20 protein-coding genes are annotated in these 19,496 nt (G+C 68.3%); 15 read left to right on the forward strand and 5 right to left on the reverse strand.

Features of this window, described 5'->3' with window-relative positions; genetic code table 11:
* The first annotated feature begins 202 nt into the window (after positions 1 to 202).
* Both msrA and C8261_RS07945 read left to right on the forward strand, forming a co-directional pair.
* Positions 203 to 763 carry a peptide-methionine (S)-S-oxide reductase MsrA gene (msrA, locus tag C8261_RS07940; protein ID WP_107493135.1) on the forward strand — a complete coding sequence of 187 codons (561 nt, stop codon included), beginning with the start codon at positions 203 to 205 and terminating at the stop codon, positions 761 to 763.
* A gap of 224 nt (positions 764 to 987) precedes the next feature.
* Positions 988 to 1,332 carry an FKBP-type peptidyl-prolyl cis-trans isomerase gene (locus tag C8261_RS07945; protein WP_107493136.1) on the forward strand — a complete coding sequence of 115 codons (345 nt, stop codon included), beginning with the start codon at positions 988 to 990 and terminating at the stop codon, positions 1,330 to 1,332.
* Positions 1,333 to 1,504: 172 nt separating this feature from the next.
* On the opposite strand, the gene recQ is transcribed toward C8261_RS07945, so the two are convergent.
* From recQ to C8261_RS07960, 3 genes are all read right to left on the reverse strand, one after another.
* Positions 1,505 to 3,328, reverse strand: coding sequence for a DNA helicase RecQ (gene recQ / locus C8261_RS07950; RefSeq protein ID WP_107493137.1), 1,824 nt, complete (start codon positions 3,326 to 3,328; stop codon positions 1,505 to 1,507).
* 35 nt (positions 3,329 to 3,363) lie between these two features.
* Positions 3,364 to 3,852 (reverse strand): D-glycero-beta-D-manno-heptose 1-phosphate adenylyltransferase, encoded by a 489-nt coding sequence (gene rfaE2, locus C8261_RS07955; protein WP_107493138.1) that lies wholly within the window; start codon positions 3,850 to 3,852, stop codon positions 3,364 to 3,366.
* Between the two features lie 107 nt (positions 3,853 to 3,959).
* Positions 3,960 to 4,910: a MerR family transcriptional regulator gene (locus C8261_RS07960; protein ID WP_107493139.1), complete on the reverse strand. Its 951-nt coding sequence runs from the start codon at positions 4,908 to 4,910 to the stop codon at positions 3,960 to 3,962.
* Between the two features lie 342 nt (positions 4,911 to 5,252).
* Here C8261_RS07960 and C8261_RS07965 point away from each other — a divergent pair, with 342 nt between their 5' ends.
* The 9 genes from C8261_RS07965 (at position 5,253) to C8261_RS08005 (ending at position 13,284) form a co-directional block, all read left to right on the forward strand.
* Positions 5,253 to 6,584, forward strand: coding sequence for an NAD(P)/FAD-dependent oxidoreductase (locus tag C8261_RS07965; RefSeq protein WP_408003210.1), 1,332 nt, complete (start codon positions 5,253 to 5,255; stop codon positions 6,582 to 6,584).
* Positions 6,581 to 7,369, forward strand: coding sequence for a DUF1365 domain-containing protein (locus tag C8261_RS07970; RefSeq protein WP_107493141.1), 789 nt, complete (start codon positions 6,581 to 6,583; stop codon positions 7,367 to 7,369). Before C8261_RS07965 ends, C8261_RS07970 begins: the two co-directional genes overlap by 4 nt.
* Entirely contained in the window at positions 7,366 to 8,613 is a 1,248-nt protein-coding gene (locus tag C8261_RS07975) for an SAM-dependent methyltransferase (RefSeq protein ID WP_107493142.1), read from the forward strand. Before C8261_RS07970 ends, C8261_RS07975 begins: the two co-directional genes overlap by 4 nt.
* Entirely contained in the window at positions 8,610 to 9,155 is a 546-nt protein-coding gene (locus C8261_RS07980) for a chalcone isomerase family protein (protein WP_107493143.1), read from the forward strand. The genes C8261_RS07975 and C8261_RS07980 overlap by 4 nt, the downstream gene beginning before the upstream one ends.
* Complete coding sequence (locus C8261_RS07985; RefSeq protein WP_107493144.1) at positions 9,152 to 10,432, forward strand: MFS transporter; 1,281 nt, start codon at positions 9,152 to 9,154, stop codon at positions 10,430 to 10,432. The genes C8261_RS07980 and C8261_RS07985 overlap by 4 nt, the downstream gene beginning before the upstream one ends.
* A complete protein-coding gene (locus tag C8261_RS07990) occupies positions 10,429 to 10,968 on the forward strand; it encodes a DUF3833 domain-containing protein (RefSeq protein WP_107493145.1) in 540 nt (179 codons plus the stop codon). The genes C8261_RS07985 and C8261_RS07990 overlap by 4 nt, the downstream gene beginning before the upstream one ends.
* Positions 10,965 to 11,765: an SDR family NAD(P)-dependent oxidoreductase gene (locus C8261_RS07995; RefSeq protein ID WP_107493146.1), complete on the forward strand. Its 801-nt coding sequence runs from the start codon at positions 10,965 to 10,967 to the stop codon at positions 11,763 to 11,765. The genes C8261_RS07990 and C8261_RS07995 overlap by 4 nt, the downstream gene beginning before the upstream one ends.
* Positions 11,762 to 12,202 (forward strand): nuclear transport factor 2 family protein, encoded by a 441-nt coding sequence (locus C8261_RS08000; RefSeq protein WP_107493147.1) that lies wholly within the window; start codon positions 11,762 to 11,764, stop codon positions 12,200 to 12,202. Before C8261_RS07995 ends, C8261_RS08000 begins: the two co-directional genes overlap by 4 nt.
* A 74-nt stretch (positions 12,203 to 12,276) precedes the next feature.
* Positions 12,277 to 13,284 carry an NAD-dependent epimerase gene (locus tag C8261_RS08005; RefSeq protein WP_107493148.1) on the forward strand — a complete coding sequence of 336 codons (1,008 nt, stop codon included), beginning with the start codon at positions 12,277 to 12,279 and terminating at the stop codon, positions 13,282 to 13,284.
* Between the two features lie 23 nt (positions 13,285 to 13,307).
* Here C8261_RS08005 and C8261_RS08010 read toward each other — a convergent pair whose 3' ends face one another.
* Positions 13,308 to 14,078: an outer membrane lipoprotein-sorting protein gene (locus C8261_RS08010; protein WP_107493149.1), complete on the reverse strand. Its 771-nt coding sequence runs from the start codon at positions 14,076 to 14,078 to the stop codon at positions 13,308 to 13,310.
* 45 nt (positions 14,079 to 14,123) lie between these two features.
* On the opposite strand from C8261_RS08010, the gene C8261_RS08015 reads away from it, so the two are divergent.
* Both C8261_RS08015 and C8261_RS08020 read left to right on the forward strand, forming a co-directional pair.
* Positions 14,124 to 14,870, forward strand: a complete 747-nt coding sequence (locus tag C8261_RS08015) for an ABC transporter ATP-binding protein (RefSeq protein WP_107493150.1) — start codon at positions 14,124 to 14,126, stop codon at positions 14,868 to 14,870.
* A 16-nt stretch (positions 14,871 to 14,886) separates the two neighbouring features.
* On the forward strand, positions 14,887 to 16,191 hold the full coding sequence (locus C8261_RS08020) for a DUF1302 family protein (protein WP_107493151.1): 1,305 nt from the start codon (positions 14,887 to 14,889) through the stop codon (positions 16,189 to 16,191).
* Positions 16,192 to 16,303: 112 nt separating this feature from the next.
* Here the strand turns inward: C8261_RS08020 and C8261_RS08025 are convergent, their stop codons facing one another.
* On the reverse strand, positions 16,304 to 17,038 hold the full coding sequence (locus C8261_RS08025) for an N-acyl amino acid synthase FeeM domain-containing protein (RefSeq protein WP_146161658.1): 735 nt from the start codon (positions 17,036 to 17,038) through the stop codon (positions 16,304 to 16,306).
* Positions 17,039 to 17,225: 187 nt separating this feature from the next.
* Between C8261_RS08025 and C8261_RS08030 the strand changes: the two genes are divergently transcribed.
* Positions 17,226 to 17,852, forward strand: coding sequence for an XrtA/PEP-CTERM system exopolysaccharide export protein (locus C8261_RS08030; protein ID WP_235864872.1), 627 nt, complete (start codon positions 17,226 to 17,228; stop codon positions 17,850 to 17,852).
* A 56-nt stretch (positions 17,853 to 17,908) separates the two neighbouring features.
* Complete coding sequence (locus C8261_RS08035; RefSeq protein WP_107493154.1) at positions 17,909 to 19,453, forward strand: XrtA system polysaccharide chain length determinant; 1,545 nt, start codon at positions 17,909 to 17,911, stop codon at positions 19,451 to 19,453.
* The last annotated feature ends 43 nt before the right edge of the window (positions 19,454 to 19,496 follow it).

Genomic DNA, 19,496 nt, shown 5'->3' on the forward strand with positions numbered 1-19,496 from the left:
CATTTCTCACACCCTCACGTCGCGAGGGGGTCGAGGCGCCGCCGTGGTGCGCCGCACGGACTGAGCGGCGCCGACGGCGTAGCTGACACTACGTCGAGGCGGCGTGAGGGAGTACGGCGTGCCACGGCGAGCGTATCGGCACCCGCAGCAGGGATGGTGTGAGAAATGCGGGCTAAGTGGCGGAGATGAAGGAGGCGCGTACATGAACCAAACTGCAACGGCGCCTGCGGGCGAGGTGGCGATACTCGGCGGAGGGTGCTTCTGGTGCCTGGAGGCGGTTTTCGCGGAAGTCGACGGGGTGCTCGAGGTGTGCTCCGGTTACGCCGGCGGTCATACCGATGCGCCTGCCTACGACGAGGTCTGCCGTGGCGACAGCGGCCATGCCGAGGTCGTGCGGGTGGTCTTCGATCCCCTGCGGATCAGCTACCGCGAAGTGCTGGAGATCTTCTTCGCCATCCATGATCCGACCACCCTCAACCGCCAGGGCAACGATGTCGGCACCCAGTACCGTTCGGTGATCTTCACCACCTCGGCAACGCAGGATGCCAGCGCACGCGCGTTGATCGAGGAGATCGCCGACGACCGCCTGTTCCACGCCGCCATCGTCACCGCCGTCGAACCCGCGCCGCGCTTCTGGGCGGCGGAAGCGGAACACCACCAGTACTACGCGCGCAATCCCGGGCAGGCGTATTGCCAGTACGTCGTTGCGCCCAAACTGGCGAAGTTCCGCGAACGCTTCGCCGCCCGCCGGCGGCGTGGCTGAGGCGCCGTCAGCCCGGCAGTGAAATGCTCACCACCGTCCGCCCTGAATCCTGCGGCAGCGCTCGGGAGAACCTTGTCGAGGGGCAGTCCGAGCGGCATTGGTCTGCCCGCAAATGAACGCCGTGTGACCCTCCCGCGACGCGCCAGGGTGAGAAATGCGGGCTAGAATGGCCCGCGCAGTATTTCTGCCTGCCCCTGCGCAGGCCCAATTACCGAGGAGATTCCATGTCCCAGACCACCACCGCCAGCGGCCTCGTCATCGAAGAACTGGAAGTCGGCAGCGGAGCTGCCGCCGCCAAGGGCAATACCGTCACCGTGCATTACACCGGCTGGCTGACCGACGGCAAGAAGTTCGATTCCAGCAAGGATCGCAACGACCCCTTCGAATTTCCGCTCGGCGCCGGCTACGTCATCCGTGGCTGGGATGAAGGCGTGCAGGGCATGCTGGTGGGCGGCAAGCGCAAGCTCACCATCCCGCCCGAGCTCGGTTATGGCGCGCGCGGCGCCGGCGGGGTGATCCCGCCGAATGCCACGCTGGTGTTCGAGGTCGAACTGCTCGGCGTGCGCTGAGACAGCCGAGGGGCGTTGTCGCCCCTCATTGCAGGCGTTGGCGGCGCCCACGTTTCACCTTCGTGACTAGCCCGCATTCTCACACCATCCCTGCTACGGGTGCCGATGCACTCGCCGTGGCACGCCGTACTCCCTCGCGACGTGAGGGTGCGAGAAATGCGGGCCAGGTGGCTCAGGTGGTGCCCGCCACCACTTCCAGAATGGCTTCACCGTAGGCCTCCAGCTTGCGGTCGCCGATGCCGCTGACGCCGGCCAGTTCGCTCAGGCTGGTGGGGCGGGCGAGGGCGATTTCGCGCAGCGTGGCGTCGTGGAAGATGACGTAGGCCGGCACGTTGCGTTCGCGGGCCAGATCGGTGCGCCAGGCGCGCAGGCGGTCGAACAGCGTGGTGGGGATGCCGGCGGGGATCTCCAGCGTGGTGCTGCGGCGCTTGGTGCGTTGGCGCTTCTCCGCGCTCAGGCGCAGCGTGAACCCGGCCTCGCCGCGCAGCAGCGGGCGGGCCTCGTCGGTGAGTGCGAGGGCGCCGTAGCGTTCGTGGTCCACCGTCAGCAGGCCGCGCGCCACGAGCTGACGGAAGAGGGTGCGCCAGGTCTTGTCGTCCACGTCGGCGCCGATGCCGAAGGTACTCACCGCCTCATGGCCGCGCTCGACCACCTTTTCGCTGCGCTCGCCGCGCAGCACGTCGATGAGGTGGCCGGCGCCGTAGCGCTGGCCGGTGCGGAAGACGCAGGACAGCGCCTTGCGCGCGGCATCGGTGGCATCCCAGGTGCGCGGCGGTTCCAGGCAGTTGTCGCAATTGCCGCACGGGCCGCTGGCCTCGCCGAAGTACTCGAGCAGGTGCTGGCGGCGGCAGCCGGTGCTCTCCACAAGACCGACGAGGGCATCGAGGCGCGCCCGGGCCATGCGCTTGAAATCCTCGCTGCCTTCCGATTCGTCGATCATGCGGCGCTGCTGTACGACGTCGGCTGCTCCCCAGGCCATCCATGCCTGCGCTGGCAGGCCGTCGCGCCCGGCGCGGCCAGTTTCCTGGTAATAGCCTTCCACCGAACGCGGCAGGTCGAGGTGGGCGACGAAGCGTACGTCGGGCTTGTCGATGCCCATCCCGAAGGCGATGGTGGCGACCATGACGATGCCGTCCTCGCGCAGGAAGCGGGTCTGGTTGGCGGCGCGCTCCTCGGTGGGCATGCCGGCATGGTAGGGCAGGGCGTCGACGCCCTGCTCGACCAGCCAGGCGGCGGTCTCCTCGACCTTGCGGCGCGACAGGCAATAGACGATGCCGGCGTCGCCCTGGTGGTCCTCGCGGATGAAGGCGAGCAACTGGCGGCGCGGGTCGGCCTTGTCGACCATGCGGTAGCGGATGTTGGGGCGGTCGAAACTCGAGACGAAGCGGCGTGCCTCCTGCAGGCGCAGGTTGCGGGCGATCTCCTCGCGGGTGTGGCGGTCGGCGGTGGCGGTCAGCGCGATGCGCGGAATGCCCGGGTAGCGTTCGGGGAGGATGGAGAGCTGGAGGTACTCGGGGCGGAAGTCGTGCCCCCATTGCGACACGCAGTGCGCTTCATCGATGGCGAACAGCGCCAGCCGGCGGGTGTCGCGCAGCTCGTCCAGGGTGTCGAGGAAGCGCGGCGTGAGCAGACGCTCGGGGGCGACATAGAGCAGGTCGAGGCGGCCGCCGAAGAGTTCGCGCTCCACCGCGCGGGCCTCGTCGAGCGACAGGCTGGAGTTGAGGAAGGCGGCCGCCACCCCCGCTTCGACCAGCGCGCTGACCTGGTCGTGCATCAGCGCGATCAGCGGCGAGACGACGATCGCGGTGCCTTCGCGCAGCAGCGCCGGGATCTGGTAGCACAGCGACTTGCCGCCACCGGTGGGCATCAGCACCAGCGCATCGCCGCCTGTGGCAAGGTGCTCGACGATGGCCTGCTGTTCGCCGCGGAAGGCGGTGTAGCCGAAGACGTGTTCGAGGACGTGGTGGGCGCTGGGGGCGTAGCGGGGCGCGTTCATCCGCGCATTTTACCCGTGCCGTGGCGGCATGCCGCTCAGACGCCGCGAATGCGCCCGAGGAGGGCGGTGGTGGAGCGCTCGTGGAGGAAGGGGATGGCGTGTACGCTGCCGCCCCAGCCGCGCACCTCGGCGCTGCCGACGATGTTGGCAGGCGCCCAGTCGCCGCCCTTGACGAGGATTTCCGGGCGGCATTCGAGAATGCGCGCGAGCGGGGTGTCCTCATCGAACCAGGTCACCAGATCGACACAGGCCAGCGCCGCCATCACCGCCAGACGGTCTGCGAGCACGTTCACCGGGCGGTCGTCGCCCTTGCCGAGGCGCTTCACCGAGGCGTCGGTGTTGAGCGCCACCACCATTGCCGCCCCCAGCGCGCGGGCTTGGGCGAGGTAGGTGACGTGGCCGCGGTGAAGGATGTCGAAACAGCCGTTGGTGAATACCAGCGGGCGCGGCAGCGCGCCGACGCGGCTGGCCAGTTCGGCGGGGGGGCAGATCTTGGCTTCGAAGGCCGGGGCGGGGAAGTCCATGAGCGGTGGCAGCGGTGGGCAAGGGCGGATTGTAGCGCCGTTGCCACTCTGCCGACCAATGCCAGCATGACGTTCACCGGCTGCCCGACAGGGATCCGCTTGCCGGACTATGCCCGAGGGCGACTGATTGCCGCGCGCTGCGCACTGCGCCATTCGGCCAGCGCCACGAGGGCGTCGGGGAGGTCGGCGATCACCCGCACACCGGGCAGGCGTGCAGCCTTGCCCTGCACTGCCTGGCCGCCTGCCCACAATTCGATCGCCGCCGGCAGGGCCGCGCGCAGCGTATTGAGGCCGTCGATTGCGCTGCGCGCGGGAAAGGCGGCGCTGCAGCTCAGTGCGACGATGTCGAAGTCGCCGCTGCTGGCGGCGTTGCAGATGTCGGTGATTGGCGTCTGGGTGCCGAGCGAGACGCACACCGCGCCTTCGGGCACCAGGGTGGCCTCGGCCATCAGCAGGCCGAGGGCGTGCAGTTCGTCGGGCAGGGTGGTCAGCAGGATGCGCGGGCGGCCGTCGGTGGCGGCCTGTGCGCCGATGGCACTGCGCAGGACGTTCTGCACCTGCTCGGTATACAGATGCTCCTCGGCGACGTCGATGTCGCCGCGCATCCAGGCCTGTCCGACGCGGATGTTCAGTGGTGCGACGGTGTCGCAGACGAAGCGCTGCAGGCCGTGCTTGAGGAGCAGCTGATGGAGGGCGATGCGCAGTTCGGCACTGCGCTGCAGGCGCAGCAATTCGATGAGACGGTCGTGGGTGGCGCTGTCGGGATCGCCCTCCGGGGCCAGCGCGGTGGCCGCGCTGTCGAGCATTGCCGCGAGGGTGCCGGCGTCGAGCGTGACGACGCTTGAGGGACGGCGGCCGAGGTCGAGCAGGCGGCGGATCAGGCGCAGCTTGTCGACCTGTTCGGGGGGGTAGAGGCGGTCGCCGTTGTGGTCGCGTGCCGGCAGAGGAAAGCCGTAGCGGCGCTCCCAGACGCGCAGGATGTCCTTGGAGAGGCCGGTGTCGCGTTCGACCGCGGTGATGCCCAGGCCTTCGGCCGGTTTGTCGAGTTTGTTTTGCATTTTGTCCTGGACAAATGTTGACTTCGTGTTCGCTTGATCCTATCTTAGGTTCATCGATCACTTTTGTCCAGGACATGCCATGAACGCCACGCCATTCCCTCTTTCCCGCGGCGTCCTTCTCCCGCTCCTTGCCAGTGCTGCCGCGCTCACTCCCCTGACAGCTGCCGGCGTGCCGGCAGTGGTTGCTGCGGGCGTTGGCGGTGTGCAGCTTACGACTGGAGTTGTACAGGACAAAGTGGCGACGCCTTTGCCACTGTTGCTGTTTCTCCATCGCGCCGACCTTCGGCCTGCCATACCCGCTGCAACGGGTCTGCAGCAGGGCGGCGGCGAAGGAGGTGCATCGTGAAAATGGGTGAAGTGCCGATGCAGCGCTCGCGCCCCGGCCAGCGTATCGCCGTGATCGGTTCCGGCATCGCCGGCCTTTCCACTGCGTGGCTGCTGGCGCGGCGTCATCGCGTGGTTCTGTTCGAGTCGGCGGAACGCCTCGGTGGCCATACCAACACGGTTGACGTGGAGGTGGATGGCCAGGCGCTGGCGGTGGATACCGGCTTCCTGGTCTTCAATCGCCGCACCTATCCCAACCTGTGCGCGATGTTCGCCACCCTCGGCGTGGAGGCGGTGGAGAGCGAGATGAGCTTTGCGGTCAGCCTCGCCGAGCCGGAGCTGGAGTGGGCGGGGTCGGATCTCGGTACGGTCTTCGGCCAGCCGCGCAACCTGCTGCGCCCGGCTTTCATCGGCATGTTGCGCGACATCATGCGCTTCAACCGGGTTGCCACGCACATGGCCGCGGGTGCCGCGGAGGTGCCGGCCCTCAGCCTGGGCGACTATCTCGACCGCGAGCGCTACGGGCAGGCCTTCCGCGATTGGTACCTGCTGCCCATGGCGGCGGCGATCTGGTCCTGTCCGACACGCACCATGCTGCACTACCCGCTCGCCACCTTCGTGCGCTTCTGCCACAACCATGGTCTGCTGCAGGTCTTCGATCGCCCGCAATGGCTTACCGTGCGCGGTGGCGCACGCGAGTACGTGCGTCGCATCGCCGCACAGCTCGACGAGGTGCGCACCGGCTGCGCGGTGCATGCGGTGGCACGTGACGCCGACGGTGTCTGGGTGCATCTGCGCGACGGCGTGGAGCGCTTCGACCAGGTCGTGCTGGCCTGTCACAGCGACCAGGCCCTGAGCCTGCTCGGCAGCGATGCCAGCACCGAGGAACGGCACATCCTCGGTGCCGTGCGCTATCAGGATAACGTTGCAGTGCTGCACACCGACGCTGCCCTGTTGCCGCGCCGGCGCCGGCTGTGGTCGGCGTGGAACTATCTTGCCGGGAGCGGCGGCATCGACTCGCGCCCGGTCTCGGTGAGCTATCTGCTCAACCGCCTGCAGCCCCTGCCGGTCGCCCGCCCGCTGGTGGTGTCGCTGAACCCCTTCCGCCTGCCCGCGGCGGAATCGGTGTTGAAGACCATCCACTATGCCCATCCCGTCTTCGACCACGCGGCCATCGCTGCCCAGGGCGCCCTGGGCGACATCCAGGGGGTGCGCAATACGTGGTTTGCCGGGGCGTGGACAGGCTATGGCTTTCACGAGGACGGTCTCAGCTCGGCGCTGGCTGTGGTCGAGCGCCTTGGCGCCACGGTGCCGTGGCGCGAGCCCGCTGCCTGCATGGTGGGCGCATGAACAGCCCGGCGAGGACGCCGCGCTGGCGCGCCGAGGTGTGTTTCGGCACGGTGATGCACGAGCGCCGCGCCGAGGCCCACAACCGCTTCGTCTATCCCATCGCCTTCCTGCGCCTGCCGCTCTCCGGCCTCCATGCGCTGCGCGTGCCGCTGCTCGGCATCGACCGCGCCGCGCCCTTCGCCGTGCATAGTGCGGACCACGGGGCGCGTGACGGCAGCGCGCTGCTGCCGTGGATCCGTGGGCTGCTGGCCGACAACGGGCTGGCGTCGGCGTGCGACGGCGAGGTGGTGCTGCAGACCATGCCGCGGCTTTTCGGCTACGTCTTCAATCCGGTCAGCTTCTGGCTCTGCCACGACCGCGAGGGCGCATTGCGTGCCGTGCTGGCGGAGGTCAGCAACACCTTTGGCGAACGCCACAACTACCTCGTTCATCACCACGACCTGCGCCCCATTCTCGGCGGCGATGAGCTCCGTGCGCGCAAGGTCTTTCACGTCTCGCCGTTCTTTCCGGTCAGCGGCGAATACCGCTTCCGTTTCGCCAGCCATGGCGACGTACACGCCGTACATATCGACTACTGGAACGATGGCCAGTGCAGCCTGGCCACCCACCTGGGCGGGCGTGCGCGTGCCCTCGACGGCCGCGCCATGCTGGCCTGGCTGCTGCGCTTTCCGCTCATGACCATCGGCGTCATGGCCCGTATCCACTGGCAGGCGCTGCGCCTGTGGCGCAAGCGCGTCAGCTTCTTCCGCAAGCCCCTGCCGCCTCTTGAGGAAACCACACGATGAACGCCCTCGATCACGTCCTCGGCCGCGACTGGCCGCAGCCCGACCGCGATTCCCTCGCCCGCCAGCCGCGCGCCACCCGCCTCGCGCTGGAACTGTTGCAGAGTCTGGAGGGCGGTGCGCTGGGCGTCGAGCTGCCCGACGGCAGCCAGTTCCGCGTCGGTCATGGCGCACTGGTGGCGCATTGGCGGGTCCGCGATGCAGCCGTTTTCGAGCGTGTGCTGGCGCGCGGCGACATCGGTCTCGCCGAGGCATGGATGGACGGGCAGTGGGACTGCGACGAGCTTGCCGCCCTGCTGACCCTGCTGGCCGACAACCGCGGACGCCTCGGCCGTGCGGTGCACGGCCGCCGCTGGGCGCTGCTCGGCCATCGCCTGACCCACCTCCTGCGCGCCAACACACGTGCCGGGGCGCGGCGCAACATCGAGTCGCACTACGACCTCGGCAACGATTTCTACGCTCTCTGGCTGGATCCGACGATGAGCTACTCGGCAGCCCTCTTCGCGACTGCCGAGGAGTCCCTCGAAGCGGCCCAGCGCCGCAAGTACCGCAGCATCCTGCAGCAGCTGGGGGCGCAGCCGGGCCAGCGCATCCTTGAGGTCGGCTGCGGCTGGGGCGGGTTCGCCGAGGTTGCGGCTACCGAGTTCGGCTGCACCGTGCTCGGCATCACCCTCTCGCCCGCCCAGCTCGAATTCGCCCGTGCCCGTGCGGCGGCGGGGGGCTGGAGTGCGCAGGCGGAGTTCGCCCTGTGCGACTATCGCGATGTGCGCGGGCAGTACGACCACATCGTCTCCATCGAGATGATCGAGGCCGTCGGCGAACGTTTCTGGCCAACCTATTTTGCCCGCCTCGCCGCGGCGCTGAAACCCGGCGGGCGTTGCGTGATCCAGGCCATCACCATCGCCGACGCGCTTTTCGACGACTACCGCCGGGGTACCGACTTCATCCAGCAGTACGTCTTCCCCGGCGGCATGCTGCCGTCGCCACGCGCGCTGCAGGCGCAGGCCGGCGCTGCCGGACTGGTGCTTGCCGGCGATGTCGCCTTCGGCGCCGACTACGCGCGCACCCTGCGGCACTGGCACGAGGCCTTCCTGGGGGCGCTCGGCGAGGTGCGCCGGCAGGGCTTCACGGAACGCTTCATCGCCCTCTGGCGTTTCTACCTGGCCTACTGCGAGGCCGGCTTCCGCTCCGGCAGCATCGATGTTCATCATTATCTGCTGCGCCATGACGGCGCCGTGAGCGCATGAACGCCGCTGTCCGCACGCTCGTTGCGGCGCTGCTGGGCGCACTGGCGCTGGCCGCCGCGGCGCTTCCTGCTACCTTGCCGGCGGCTGCGCTGGATGCGGCGCCGGCGCTGCGTCCGCTAGGCAGCGGCGAGATGCGCTGGCTCGGCTTCCGCCTCTATGACGCCCAGCTCTGGGTCAGCGGCACTGCCTACCAGCCCGACCAGCCTCACGCACTGGCGCTGCGCTACCACCGCGGGATCTCCGCAGCCCGCCTGGTCGATACCAGCGTGGACGAGATGCGCCGTCTCGGCGCTGCCGACGAGGCGCAGCTGCTGCGCTGGCGCGCTGCCCTGCAGCAGGCTTTCCCCGACGTTGCCGCAGAGGAGGTCATCGTTGGCCTTCACCTGCCTGGCGGCGGTGCGGCGTTCTGGCACCAGGGGCGGCTCACCGCGCGCATCGACGATGCCGAGTTCGCCCGCCTGTTCTTCGCCATCTGGCTCGACCCGCGTACCCGCGAACCGGGCCTGCGTGCGCGCCTGCTGGGTGCCGGGGCGGCGCGATGAACGCCTCCGCCGCCACGCCGCCGGCCTCCGCCGGTTTGCTTGCCTACGGTGCGCTGGGCCTGCCGCTGGCTTTTGCGGCCTTGCCGATCTACGTCCATGTTCCCAAGCTCTATGCCGACAGTCTCGGTCTGCCGCTTGCCGCGGTCGGTGCCACCCTGCTTGCCGTGCGCCTCTTCGACGGCCTCAGCGATCCGCTGCTGGGCTGGGCCGGGGATCGCTGGGGAAACCGCGCGCGCTGGGTTGGCGCCGGCCTGCCGGTGCTCGCCCTCGGCATGCTGGCGCTGCTCGCACCCCCGCCAGCGGCCGGCCTCGGCTGGCTGGCGGCGACCCTGCTGGTGGTCACCCTGGCATGGTCGATGAGTTCGATCGCCTACCACGCCTGGGGGGCAGAGCTTGCCGTCGATGCGCACGGGCGCACGCGGGTGACGGCCAGCCGCGAAGGCTTCGCGCTGCTCGGCGTGATGCTGGCGGCGGCGGCCCCGGGCGTGCTTGCCGACGCCGAGGCCGAGGGCCTGCGCCGCCTGGCCTGGTTGTTCGTGCCGCTGCTGGCGCTCGCCGCAGCGTGGACCCTGCTGTGCGCCCCCCGCGCTGCCCGCGTGCACAGGCATGCGGGCAGTCCGCGCGGATTGTTCGCAGCGCTCGCCGAGCGTCCTTTCCGCCGCCTGCTGATGGTCTTCGCCGCCAACGGCATCGCCGCCGCAGTGCCGTCGGTGACGGTACTGTTCTTCGTCGCCGACGTGCTCGACGCGGCACCGCGCAGCGGCCTCTTCCTGCTTGCCTATTTCGCCGCTGCGGCGGTCAGTTTGCCGCTATGGGTGGCGCTGGCGCGCCGTTTCGGCAAGCTGCAGAGCTGGGCGCTGGCGATGGTCGCGGCGATGGCGGCCTTCGTCTGGGCGGCCACCCTGGGGGCTGGCGATGTCGCCGCCTTCCTGCTCATCTGCGTGTTCGCCGGGGCCGCGCTGGGCGGCGACCTCGCCCTGCCGCCGGCGCTGCTCGCCGACCTGCTGGCGCGCCGCGGCGGCAGCGGCGGCCTTGCCGCAGGGGCTTGTTTCGGCTGGTGGAACCTGGTCAACAAGGCCAATCTCGCCCTTGCCGCCGGGCTCGCCCTGCCGTTGCTGGCCTGGCTGGGCTATGCCCCGGGGGCGCGCGCGGATGAGGCCCTGCGCGCGCTGGCGCTGGTCTATGCGCTCCTGCCGGTGGTGCTGAAGGCGTTCGCGCTGGCTCTGCTGCTCCACTGGCGCGGAGACCTGCACAATGAAGGAGGAAGTGGATCATGAAGAAGGCACTGCTATGGGTCGCCGCCGTCCTCGGGCTGGGGGGCTGTGCGAGCGTGGATGTCGGTCACTACGCCGCCGAACAGCCAGTGCTTGACCTGCGCCAGTACTTCGATGGCCGTCTCGATGCCTACGGCCTGTTCCAGGACCGTGCGGGGAAGGTGGTGAAGCGCTTCCACGTCCGCATCGACGCCCACTGGGAAGGCGATACCGGCATCCTCGACGAGCACTTCACCTATGCCGACGGCAGCACGCAGCGGCGCGTATGGACCTTGCAGCGGCAGCCCGACGGCAGTTACCGCGGCCGTGCCGACGACGTTGTCGGCGAGGCCCGCGGCGAGCTTGCCGGCAACGCCCTGCGCTGGCGCTACGTGCTCGCGCTGCCGGTCGATGGCAAGGTGTATCACGTCGATTTCGACGACTGGATGTACCTCATCGACGAGCAGGTGATGCTCAACCGCTCGGTGATGAGCAAGTGGGGTTTCCGACTCGGCGAGGTCATCCTGTCCTTCACCCGCAGTCCGGCGGAGCGGCCATGAGCGTCAATACGCCGATCCGCGACTGGCGCGGGCGCCGGGTGTGGCTGGTGGGCGGCTCGGCGGGCATCGGCGCCGCGCTGGCCACCGAGCTTGCTGCTCGCGGTGCCCGCCTGGCCCTTTCGGCACGCGGCGAGGCGGGGCTGCGCAGCGCCGTGGCGGCCTGCGTCGCGGCAGGCGCCGACGAGGTGCGGGCGTGGCCGCTGGACGTCACCCGCAGCGCGGATTTCGTCCGCGTCCGCGACGAGTTGCTGCAGTGCTGGGGCGCCATCGACCTGGTGGTGTTCAATGCCGGCACCTATCGCGCCCTGCGTGCCTGGGATCTCGATCCACAGAGCGTGCGTGAGACCCTGGGGGTGAATCTGCTCGGCGTGATGGACGGTGTCGCCGCGGTGCTGCCGGCGCTGCTCGCCCAGGGCGGACGCGGCGAGCCCGCGGCCCTGGCGCTGGTCGGCAGTGTCGCCGGCTACGGCGGTCTGCCGCGGGCGGCGGTGTATGGGCCGTCGAAGGCGGCGTTGATCAATTTTGCCGAGGCCCTCCATCTTGACCTGGCGGCGCGCGGGGTGTCGGTGTTCCTGATCAGCCCGGGCTTCGTCGCCACGGCGCTGACCGCGGCCAACGAGTTCCGCATGCCTGCCCTGCAGACCCCCCAGCAGGCCGCCGCTGCGATCGTCCGTGGCTTTGCCCGCGGCGCTTTCGAGATTCACTTCCCGAGGCGTTTCTCGCTCTTCCTGAAGGCCCTGCGCCTGCTGCCCTACAGCCTCTACTTCGCCATCGTCCGCAAGGCCACCGGGGCATGAGTACGGCCGCCGCGATCGCCCGCGTGGCGAGCTTCTACGAGAATCTGGACCAACGCGCGCTGCAGCGCATCGGCGAGATCTACGCGCCGGCGGCGCAGTTCAAGGATCCGTTCAACGAGGTCTGCGGCGTGGACGCCATTGCCCACGTCTTCCAGCACATGTTCGCCACCGTCGACGATCCACGTTTCCGTGTCGAGCGCAGCTTCGGCGATGGCGACGAGGCCATGCTGGTGTGGGTGTTCAGCTTCGGCGCCGCGGCGCGGCGGCGCAGCGTGCGCGGTGTCAGTCACTTGCGCTTCGACGACCGCGGGCGGGTGGTCGCGCACCGCGACTACTGGGATCCGGCGGAGGAGCTGTATACCGGCGTGCCGCTGCTGGGGGGGCTGATGCGCTGGCTGCGCCGGCGTCTTTCCGCGGGGACGATGCCGTCGCCGTGAACTGGGCGACATCCTGCGGTCTTGCGCGCATGCCATAATCGTGGCCTTTCCAGACGCACGGCCCTCCATCCAGCATGAAAGTACTCGTTACCGGCGCTGCCGGCTTCATCGGCATGCACACCACCGAGCGCCTGCTCGCCCGCGGCGACGAGGTGCTTGGCCTCGACAATCTCAACGACTACTACGATCCGCGCCTGAAGACCGACCGACTGGCGCGGCTCAGCCCGCATCCGGCGTTCCGCTTCGTCAGGATGGACGTTGCCGACCGCGCCGGCATGGAGGCCCTGTTCGCCGCCGAAGGCTTCGATCGCGTCATCCATCTCGCCGCCCAGGCCGGGGTGCGCTACTCGCTGCAGAACCCGCACGCCTATGTCGACAGCAACCTGACCGGGTTCATGAACATCCTCGAGGGTTGCCGCCACGCCCGCGTCGCCCATCTGGTGTACGCGAGCAGCTCCAGTGTGTATGGCGGCAACACCCTGATGCCGTTCTCCGAACATCACAGCGTCGATCACCCGGTCAGCCTGTATGCCGCCACCAAGAAGGCCAACGAGCTGATGGCACACACCTACAGCCATCTCTACGGCCTGCCCACGACCGGGCTGCGCTTCTTTACCGTGTATGGACCGTGGGGGCGCCCCGACATGGCGCTGTTCCTGTTCACCCGGGCGATCCTCGAAGGGCGTCCGATCGATGTCTTCAACCACGGCCGCATGCGCCGCGACTTCACCTACATCGACGACATCGTCGAAGGCGTGCTGCGCACCCTCGATCGCGTCGCCGAAGCGGATGGCGGTTTCGATGCCGACCATCCCGATCCTGCGCGCAGCAAGGCGCCGTACCGCGTCTTCAATATCGGCAACAACGATCCGGTGGAACTGATGGCCTTCATCGAGGCCATCGAAGCGGCGGTCGGGCGGCCGGCGGAAAAGAACTTCCTGCCCCTGCAGGATGGCGATGTGCCGGCCACCTTCGCCGATACCAGCGAGCTCAATGCATGGACCGGCTTCGCCCCGGCCACCCCGGTGGCCGACGGGGTGGCGCGTTTCGTGCGCTGGTATCGCGACTACTACCGCGTCTGAGCCGCCGCGGGGCCGGCGCCGTCTTACAGGCGGCGCAGGTACTCGCGGGTGAACATGCGCTCGGGGAGGTCGCGCAGGGTCATGGCCTCGTAGGTCAGCTCAGAGGTCTCGCCGGCCTTGAGGGCGTCTTCCATGATCAGGCGGGTGGGGCGCACGCGCCCGGCCATGGTGCGGAAGTCGGTGTACCGGCAGGTCTTCAGCAGGCGTCCGGAGAGGGCGTAAAACTCTGCCTTGAGCGGCCAGCCGTTGTCCTCTCGCACCCAGTAGCGCACCCTGGCGTAGGTCACCGTGCGGCTCACCGCAGTGAGTTCGAGCACGTCGCAGGGTTGGTCGTCGACGACGTCGCGGCCGCCCAGCACGGGATCGTAATCGCCAGCGAAGTTGGCGCGCGCAAGATCGCCGTTGGCGACCTGGCCGGTGAGGCGCTGGGCGAGCGACAGGCGTACCGGTTGTGACACCGAGGGCATGAAGATCCACAGGTCGCGGCCGCGCATGAGCAGCGCCTGCCCACGCTCCGAGGCCGGCTCCATGGTCAGCACGATGGTGTTCTCGTTGCCGCGCGAGAGCACGCGGTACTTGCGCGCCTCGCCGGCGACACCGTCGCTGAAGTTGCGGATGGTGATGTCGGTCTGGAAGCTTTCCTGCGGGAAACGCGTTTCGTCGGCGCGCCGGACGATGCGCCGTGCGGCCTCGTCGCCACCGTCCGCGGCGCTGGCGCGCACCCACAGCGGCGTGCCGAGGGCGAGCAGGGAGGCCGACAGAAAAAGCCTGCGGGATCGTATGCAATGTGTCATGGATGCTATCCTTATGGCAGTCTCATCTTCAGTGTGGCTCGCGAAATGGCCATCGTACAGGTCGACAACGTCAGCAAGCGCTACCTCCTCGGCGAGCAGGAGGTGAGTGCGCTTTCCGACGTCTCCCTGGCGGTCGAGCCGGGCGTCTTTCTCGCCATCGCCGGGCCTTCCGGTAGCGGCAAGTCTACCCTGCTCAACATCATCGGGTGCATCGACACGCCTTCGAGCGGGCGGGTGCTCATCGATGGCCGCGATGTGTCCGGGCAGACCCCGGACCAGCTCGCCGACCTGCGCGCGCGCACCATCGGCTTCATCTTCCAGTCCTTCAACCTGCTGCCGGTGCTGTCGGCCGAAGAGAACGTCGAATACCCGCTGCTGCAGCTGCGCGAGCTCGACCGCGCCGAGCGTCGCGAGCGTGTGCGCCACTACCTCGGCATGGTCGGGTTGGCCAAGTACGCCCGCCATCGCCCCAACCAGCTCTCCGGTGGCCAGCGCCAGCGCGTCGCCATCGCCCGTGCGCTGGCCACCCATTCCAAGGTGGTGCTGGCCGATGAGCCCACCGCCAATCTCGACCGCAAGACCGGCGAGAGCATCCTCAAGCTGATGAAGGACATCAACCGCAAGTCCGGCACCACCTTCATCTTCTCCACCCACGACCGCCGCGTCATGAACATGGCCGACCGCCTGGTGCGCATCGAGGACGGTCAGATCACCGCGCTGGGCATGCGCGCAGGCGACAAGTGGGTGTTCGTGCAGGACCGCCGGCCGGCCGGTGAAGACCCCGAAATCTGACGACAGGCAACAGACCATGAACATCAAACGTGTCCTGCTGGCAATGCTCACCGCCGGCTTCGCGAGCGGCGCCGTGCAGGCGGCCGACGATGACCTCGACGCGCTTTTCGATCTGGGGGGCGATGGTGAGGCCGCGCAGGGCGCCCAGCTTTCCGGCTATGCGGAGTTCGGCGGCGCCTACACCTGGCCGCGTGACGGACATTGGTCGAAGCTGCGCGCGCGGGTCGAACTCGGTCTCAGCGGCCGCCTTGGCGAGCGCAGCCGCTACAAGCTGTCGGCGCGTGCCGATGTCGATGGCGCCCAGGACATGGAAGGCCACCACTATCCCCGCGCGGTGCAGCGCAACCAGCGCCGCGATCTGTCGATCCGCGAGGCCTACGTCGATTTCGGCGCCGGCGAGTGGGAGTTCCGCCTCGGCCGCCAGCATGTGGTGTGGGGCGAGATGGTCGGCCTGTTCTTCGCCGACGTGGTTTCCGCGCGTGACCTGCGCGAGTTCTACCTGCCCGAGTTCGAGGCCTTGCGCATTCCGCAGTGGGCGGCGCGCGCGGAGTACTTTGCCGGCGAGACCCATTTCGAGCTGTTGTGGATTCCGGCCCCGAGCTACGACGAGATCGGCAAGCCCGGGGCGGACTTCTATCCCTATCCGCTGCCTGCGGGGATGCGCGTCCGGGAAGAGCGCCCGTCGGCGAGCCTGCGCAACAGCAACTGGGGCCTGCGCGCCTCGCGTCTGATCGATGGCTGGGATCTGTCGGCTTTCCACTACCAGAGCTACGACGTCTCGCCGACCCTCTACCGGCTTGCTCCGCAGGCCTTCGAGTTGCGCCATGACCGCATCCGTCAGAGCGGCCTCACGCTCTCCAAGGATCTTGGCAGCATGGTGCTGAAAGGTGAGGCGGTGTACACCCACGGGCGCAGCTTCGCCACTGCCCGGCCGGGGGCGTCCTTTGGCCTGACGCGCTCGGACACGCTGGACTATGTCGTCGGTGTCGACATTCCGGTGCGCGATGTCTGGCGGATCAATCTGCAGTACTACGCCCGCGTGTTCTACGATCACGAACGCGGGATGCCCAACGACAGGCACGAGAGTGGCGTCACGCTGCTGGTCAACCGGCGCTTCGGCGACGACTTCGAGGCCGAGATCCTCTACGTCAGCAGCCTCAACCGCAGCGATTACATGCTGCGTCCGAAGCTGATCTGGAAGATCACTCCGGAGTGGCGCGGCCAGGTCGGCGTGGATGTCTTTGGCGGTCGTCGCGACGGCATCTTCGGGCGCTACGACGACAGCGACCGCGTCTATGTGGAACTGCGGCGCTGGTTCTAGCCCGCATTTCTCACACCGTCCCTACTGCGGGTGCCGATACGCTCGCCGTGGCACGAGGGACGGCGGCGTGCTACGTTGAACGCATCGGCACCCGCAGCAGGGGCGGTGCCATTCAGGAGAGCAGGGCGGTGGGGCAGAGCAGGCGCTCGGCAAGCGCGCGCTGCTCGTCCTCGGACATGAACAGGCGGTACAGGCTGCGGTCGCTGCCGCGCGCGCGGATGCGCTGTTCGGCATCATGCAGGGGGAGGTGGAGCAGCACCGCGGGGGCGCCGACGCGGGGGCAGATGCACTCCGGGCCGGCTTCGCGGTAACCCAGCATGCGGCGGTAGAAGGCGCTGTGACGGGGGTGGACCTCAATGAAGAGATCGGTCATGCCGTGCACCAGGCGGGCGAGGATGAAAGTGAGGTGAAATAGGCGGGCGATGGCCTCGTTGGAGCTGCGCGCCGGGTCCATGGCCAGGCGGGTGACCTCGCAGACGCGTCCGCCGGCCCGTCGCACGGCGTCGATCTGGGGGCCATAGAGGCTTTCGGCAAGCAGGCCGGTGGCGCCGTCAAGGCCCAGGGTGAGGGTGCCGAAGACCTCGCCGCCGCTGTCGCAGGCCGCCAGCGTGGTCTGCCCGGTCTGTGCCGTGGCGTGCGCATGGCTGGCATACAGGCCGCGGTGGGCATACAGTCTTTCGACCAGTTCGCTGGTACGCGTGCGCAGCAGCTCGCAGTGGTCGGCAAAGCGGATGCTGTAGTCCTTGCCGAGGAGCCTGAAACTGCCTTGGGCGGTGGATGGCGGGGCGGCGTGTGCCGGCCGGAAGGCGCGGACGCGGTCGTGTGGTGAGGCAGTGTCGAGCTGCATGCCGGGCATTCAGTTTGCCGCCATCATGATGGTACGAATGCTTGAAACTTTAGCCTTGGGTTTCATCGGGTGCTGTAACGGGTTGTGTAATTGTTCCTGTGAAGGCTCGTAACAGTCCGATAGCATGTTCATAATATACGACTCGCAGGATGTCGTCCTGAGCGAAAAGGGGAATCTGACCATGGTGATGATTGCAAGTGGCTGGGGCGCGCGTCTGCGCAAGGTCTTTCTGGTTGCGCTGGGGGCTGCGCTGCTCGGCGGCTGCGCATCGAGCTATCCGCCGGCGCCCGTGCAGGCGGCCGATGCGGAGTACAACTACGTGATCGGACCGGGCGACACGGTGAATATCGTCGTCTGGCGCAATCCGGAGCTGTCGATGTCGGTGCCGGTGCGCCCCGACGGCAAGATCACCACGCCGCTGGTCGAGGACCTCCCCGCCATCGGCAAGGACGCCACCACGCTGGCGCGCGACATTGAACAAGCGCTTGCCAAGTACATCCGCGAGCCGGTGGTGACGGTGATCGTCACCAGCTTCGTCGGCCCCTACAGCGAACAGATCCGTGTCGTCGGCGAGGCGGCGCGCCCGCAGATCCTGCCTTATGTGCAGAAGATGACCCTGCTTGACGTAATGATCGCGGTAGGCGGCATGACCGAGTTTGCCGATGGCAACCGTGCCTCCATCCTGCGCGCCGGCGAGGGTGGCAGCACGCAGTACAGCGTGCGTATCCGTGACCTCATCAAGCGCGGCGACGTTTCCGCCAACGTCGAGATGCAGCCCGGCGATGTGCTGATCATTCCGCAAAGCTGGTTCTGAGCGTGAGCTGCGGGCATTTCTGGCAACGCCGCGCGCGGCACACGACGGATTGAACGATGGAAGATCTACTCCGGCAGGGTATCGGCCTGCTGCGTGGCATGTGGCGTTTCCGCTGGTGGGGGCTGGCGCTGACCTGGGTGGTCGGTGCCGCCGCCGCGGTGGTGATCTACCTGATGCCCGACCGCTACGAGTCCACCGCGCGGGTGTACGTCGATACGCAATCGGTACTGCGTCCGCTGATGTCGGGGCTGGCCGTGCAGCCCAACCTCGATCAGCAGATCGCCATCCTCAGTCGCACCCTGATCACCCGCCCGAACGTCGAAAAGCTGATCACCATGGCCGATCTCGACCTTGAGGTGAGTAATCCGGTGCAGCGCGAGAAGCTCATTGCCGACCTCACCAAGGGCCTTCAGGTACGGGCGGCCGGGCGCGACAACCTGTTCACCCTGGCCTTCCAGGATGGTGATGCCCAGCGCGCCCAGCGCGTGGTGCAGTCGCTGGTGTCGCTGTTCGTCGAATCCGGCCTCATCAGCAAGCGTCAGGACACCGATGCCGCACGGCGCTTCATCGAGGAGCAGATCCGCAACTACGAGGAGAAGCTCACCAGCGCCGAGAACCGTCTCAAGGAGTTCCGTCTGCGCAACATGGGGCTGCTCGGCGATGGTGGCCGCGACTACGTCACGCAGCTTGCCGGTGTCCGTACCCAGCTCGACCAGGCCCGTCTGGAGCTGCGCGAGGCGATCAACTCGCGCGATTCCCTGCAGCGCCAGCTGCACGGCGAGGAGCCGGTGCTGCTGCCGCAGACACCGAACACCTCGGCCGTTTCCATTCCGGAGATCGACGGGCGCATCGACGCCATGCGCAAGAACCTCGATGCGCTGTTGCAGCGCTATACCGAATCCCATCCCGACGTGATCGGCACGCGCCGTGTCATCGAGGACCTCGAAGCCCAGAAGCAGCAGGAGATCGAGCTGCGTCGTCAGGCCGGGCCCGGCCAGTTCGGTTCGCTCAACGCCAATCCGGTGTTCCAGCAGATGCGCCTGGCGCTGTCGGAGACCGAGGCCCGCATCGCTTCGCTGCAGGCCCGTGTCAGTGAGTTCGAGGGCCGCCAGGCCGATCTGCGCGCCTCCGCCGAGTTGCTGCCCAAGATCGAGGCCGAGCTGGCCCAGCTCAACCGTGACTACGACATCCACAAGCGCAACTACGAAGGCCTGGTGCAGCGCCGCGAGTCGGCCAACATCTCGGTGGAGATGGATGCCCAGTCGGGGATCGCCGAGTTCCGCGTGATCGATCCGCCCAGCCTGCCGTTGCGCCCTGCGGCCCCCAATCGCGTACTGCTGATGCTCGCCGCCGGGGTTGCCGCGCTCGGTGCCGGTGGTGCGCTGACCTTCCTGATCAGCCAGCTGCGCCCGACCTTTGCCGATGGCCGCAGCCTGCGCGAGATTACCGGGCTGCCGGTGCTCGGCAGTGTCTCGAAGGTGCCCGACCCGCAGCGCAATGTCGCCCGCCGCCGTGATCTGCTGGCTTTCGGCGGCGGGCTGGCGACCTACGGGTTGGCGGTGGCTGCGGTCAGCGTGGCCTTGCAGATGATGCAGGGGTGACGCCAATGATTGCCCTGCCCAACCACCGCAACAGCCACGGAGT

The organism is Pseudothauera lacus, assembly GCF_003034845.1.
GTDB classification, from domain to species: domain Bacteria; phylum Pseudomonadota; class Gammaproteobacteria; order Burkholderiales; family Rhodocyclaceae; genus Pseudothauera; species Pseudothauera lacus.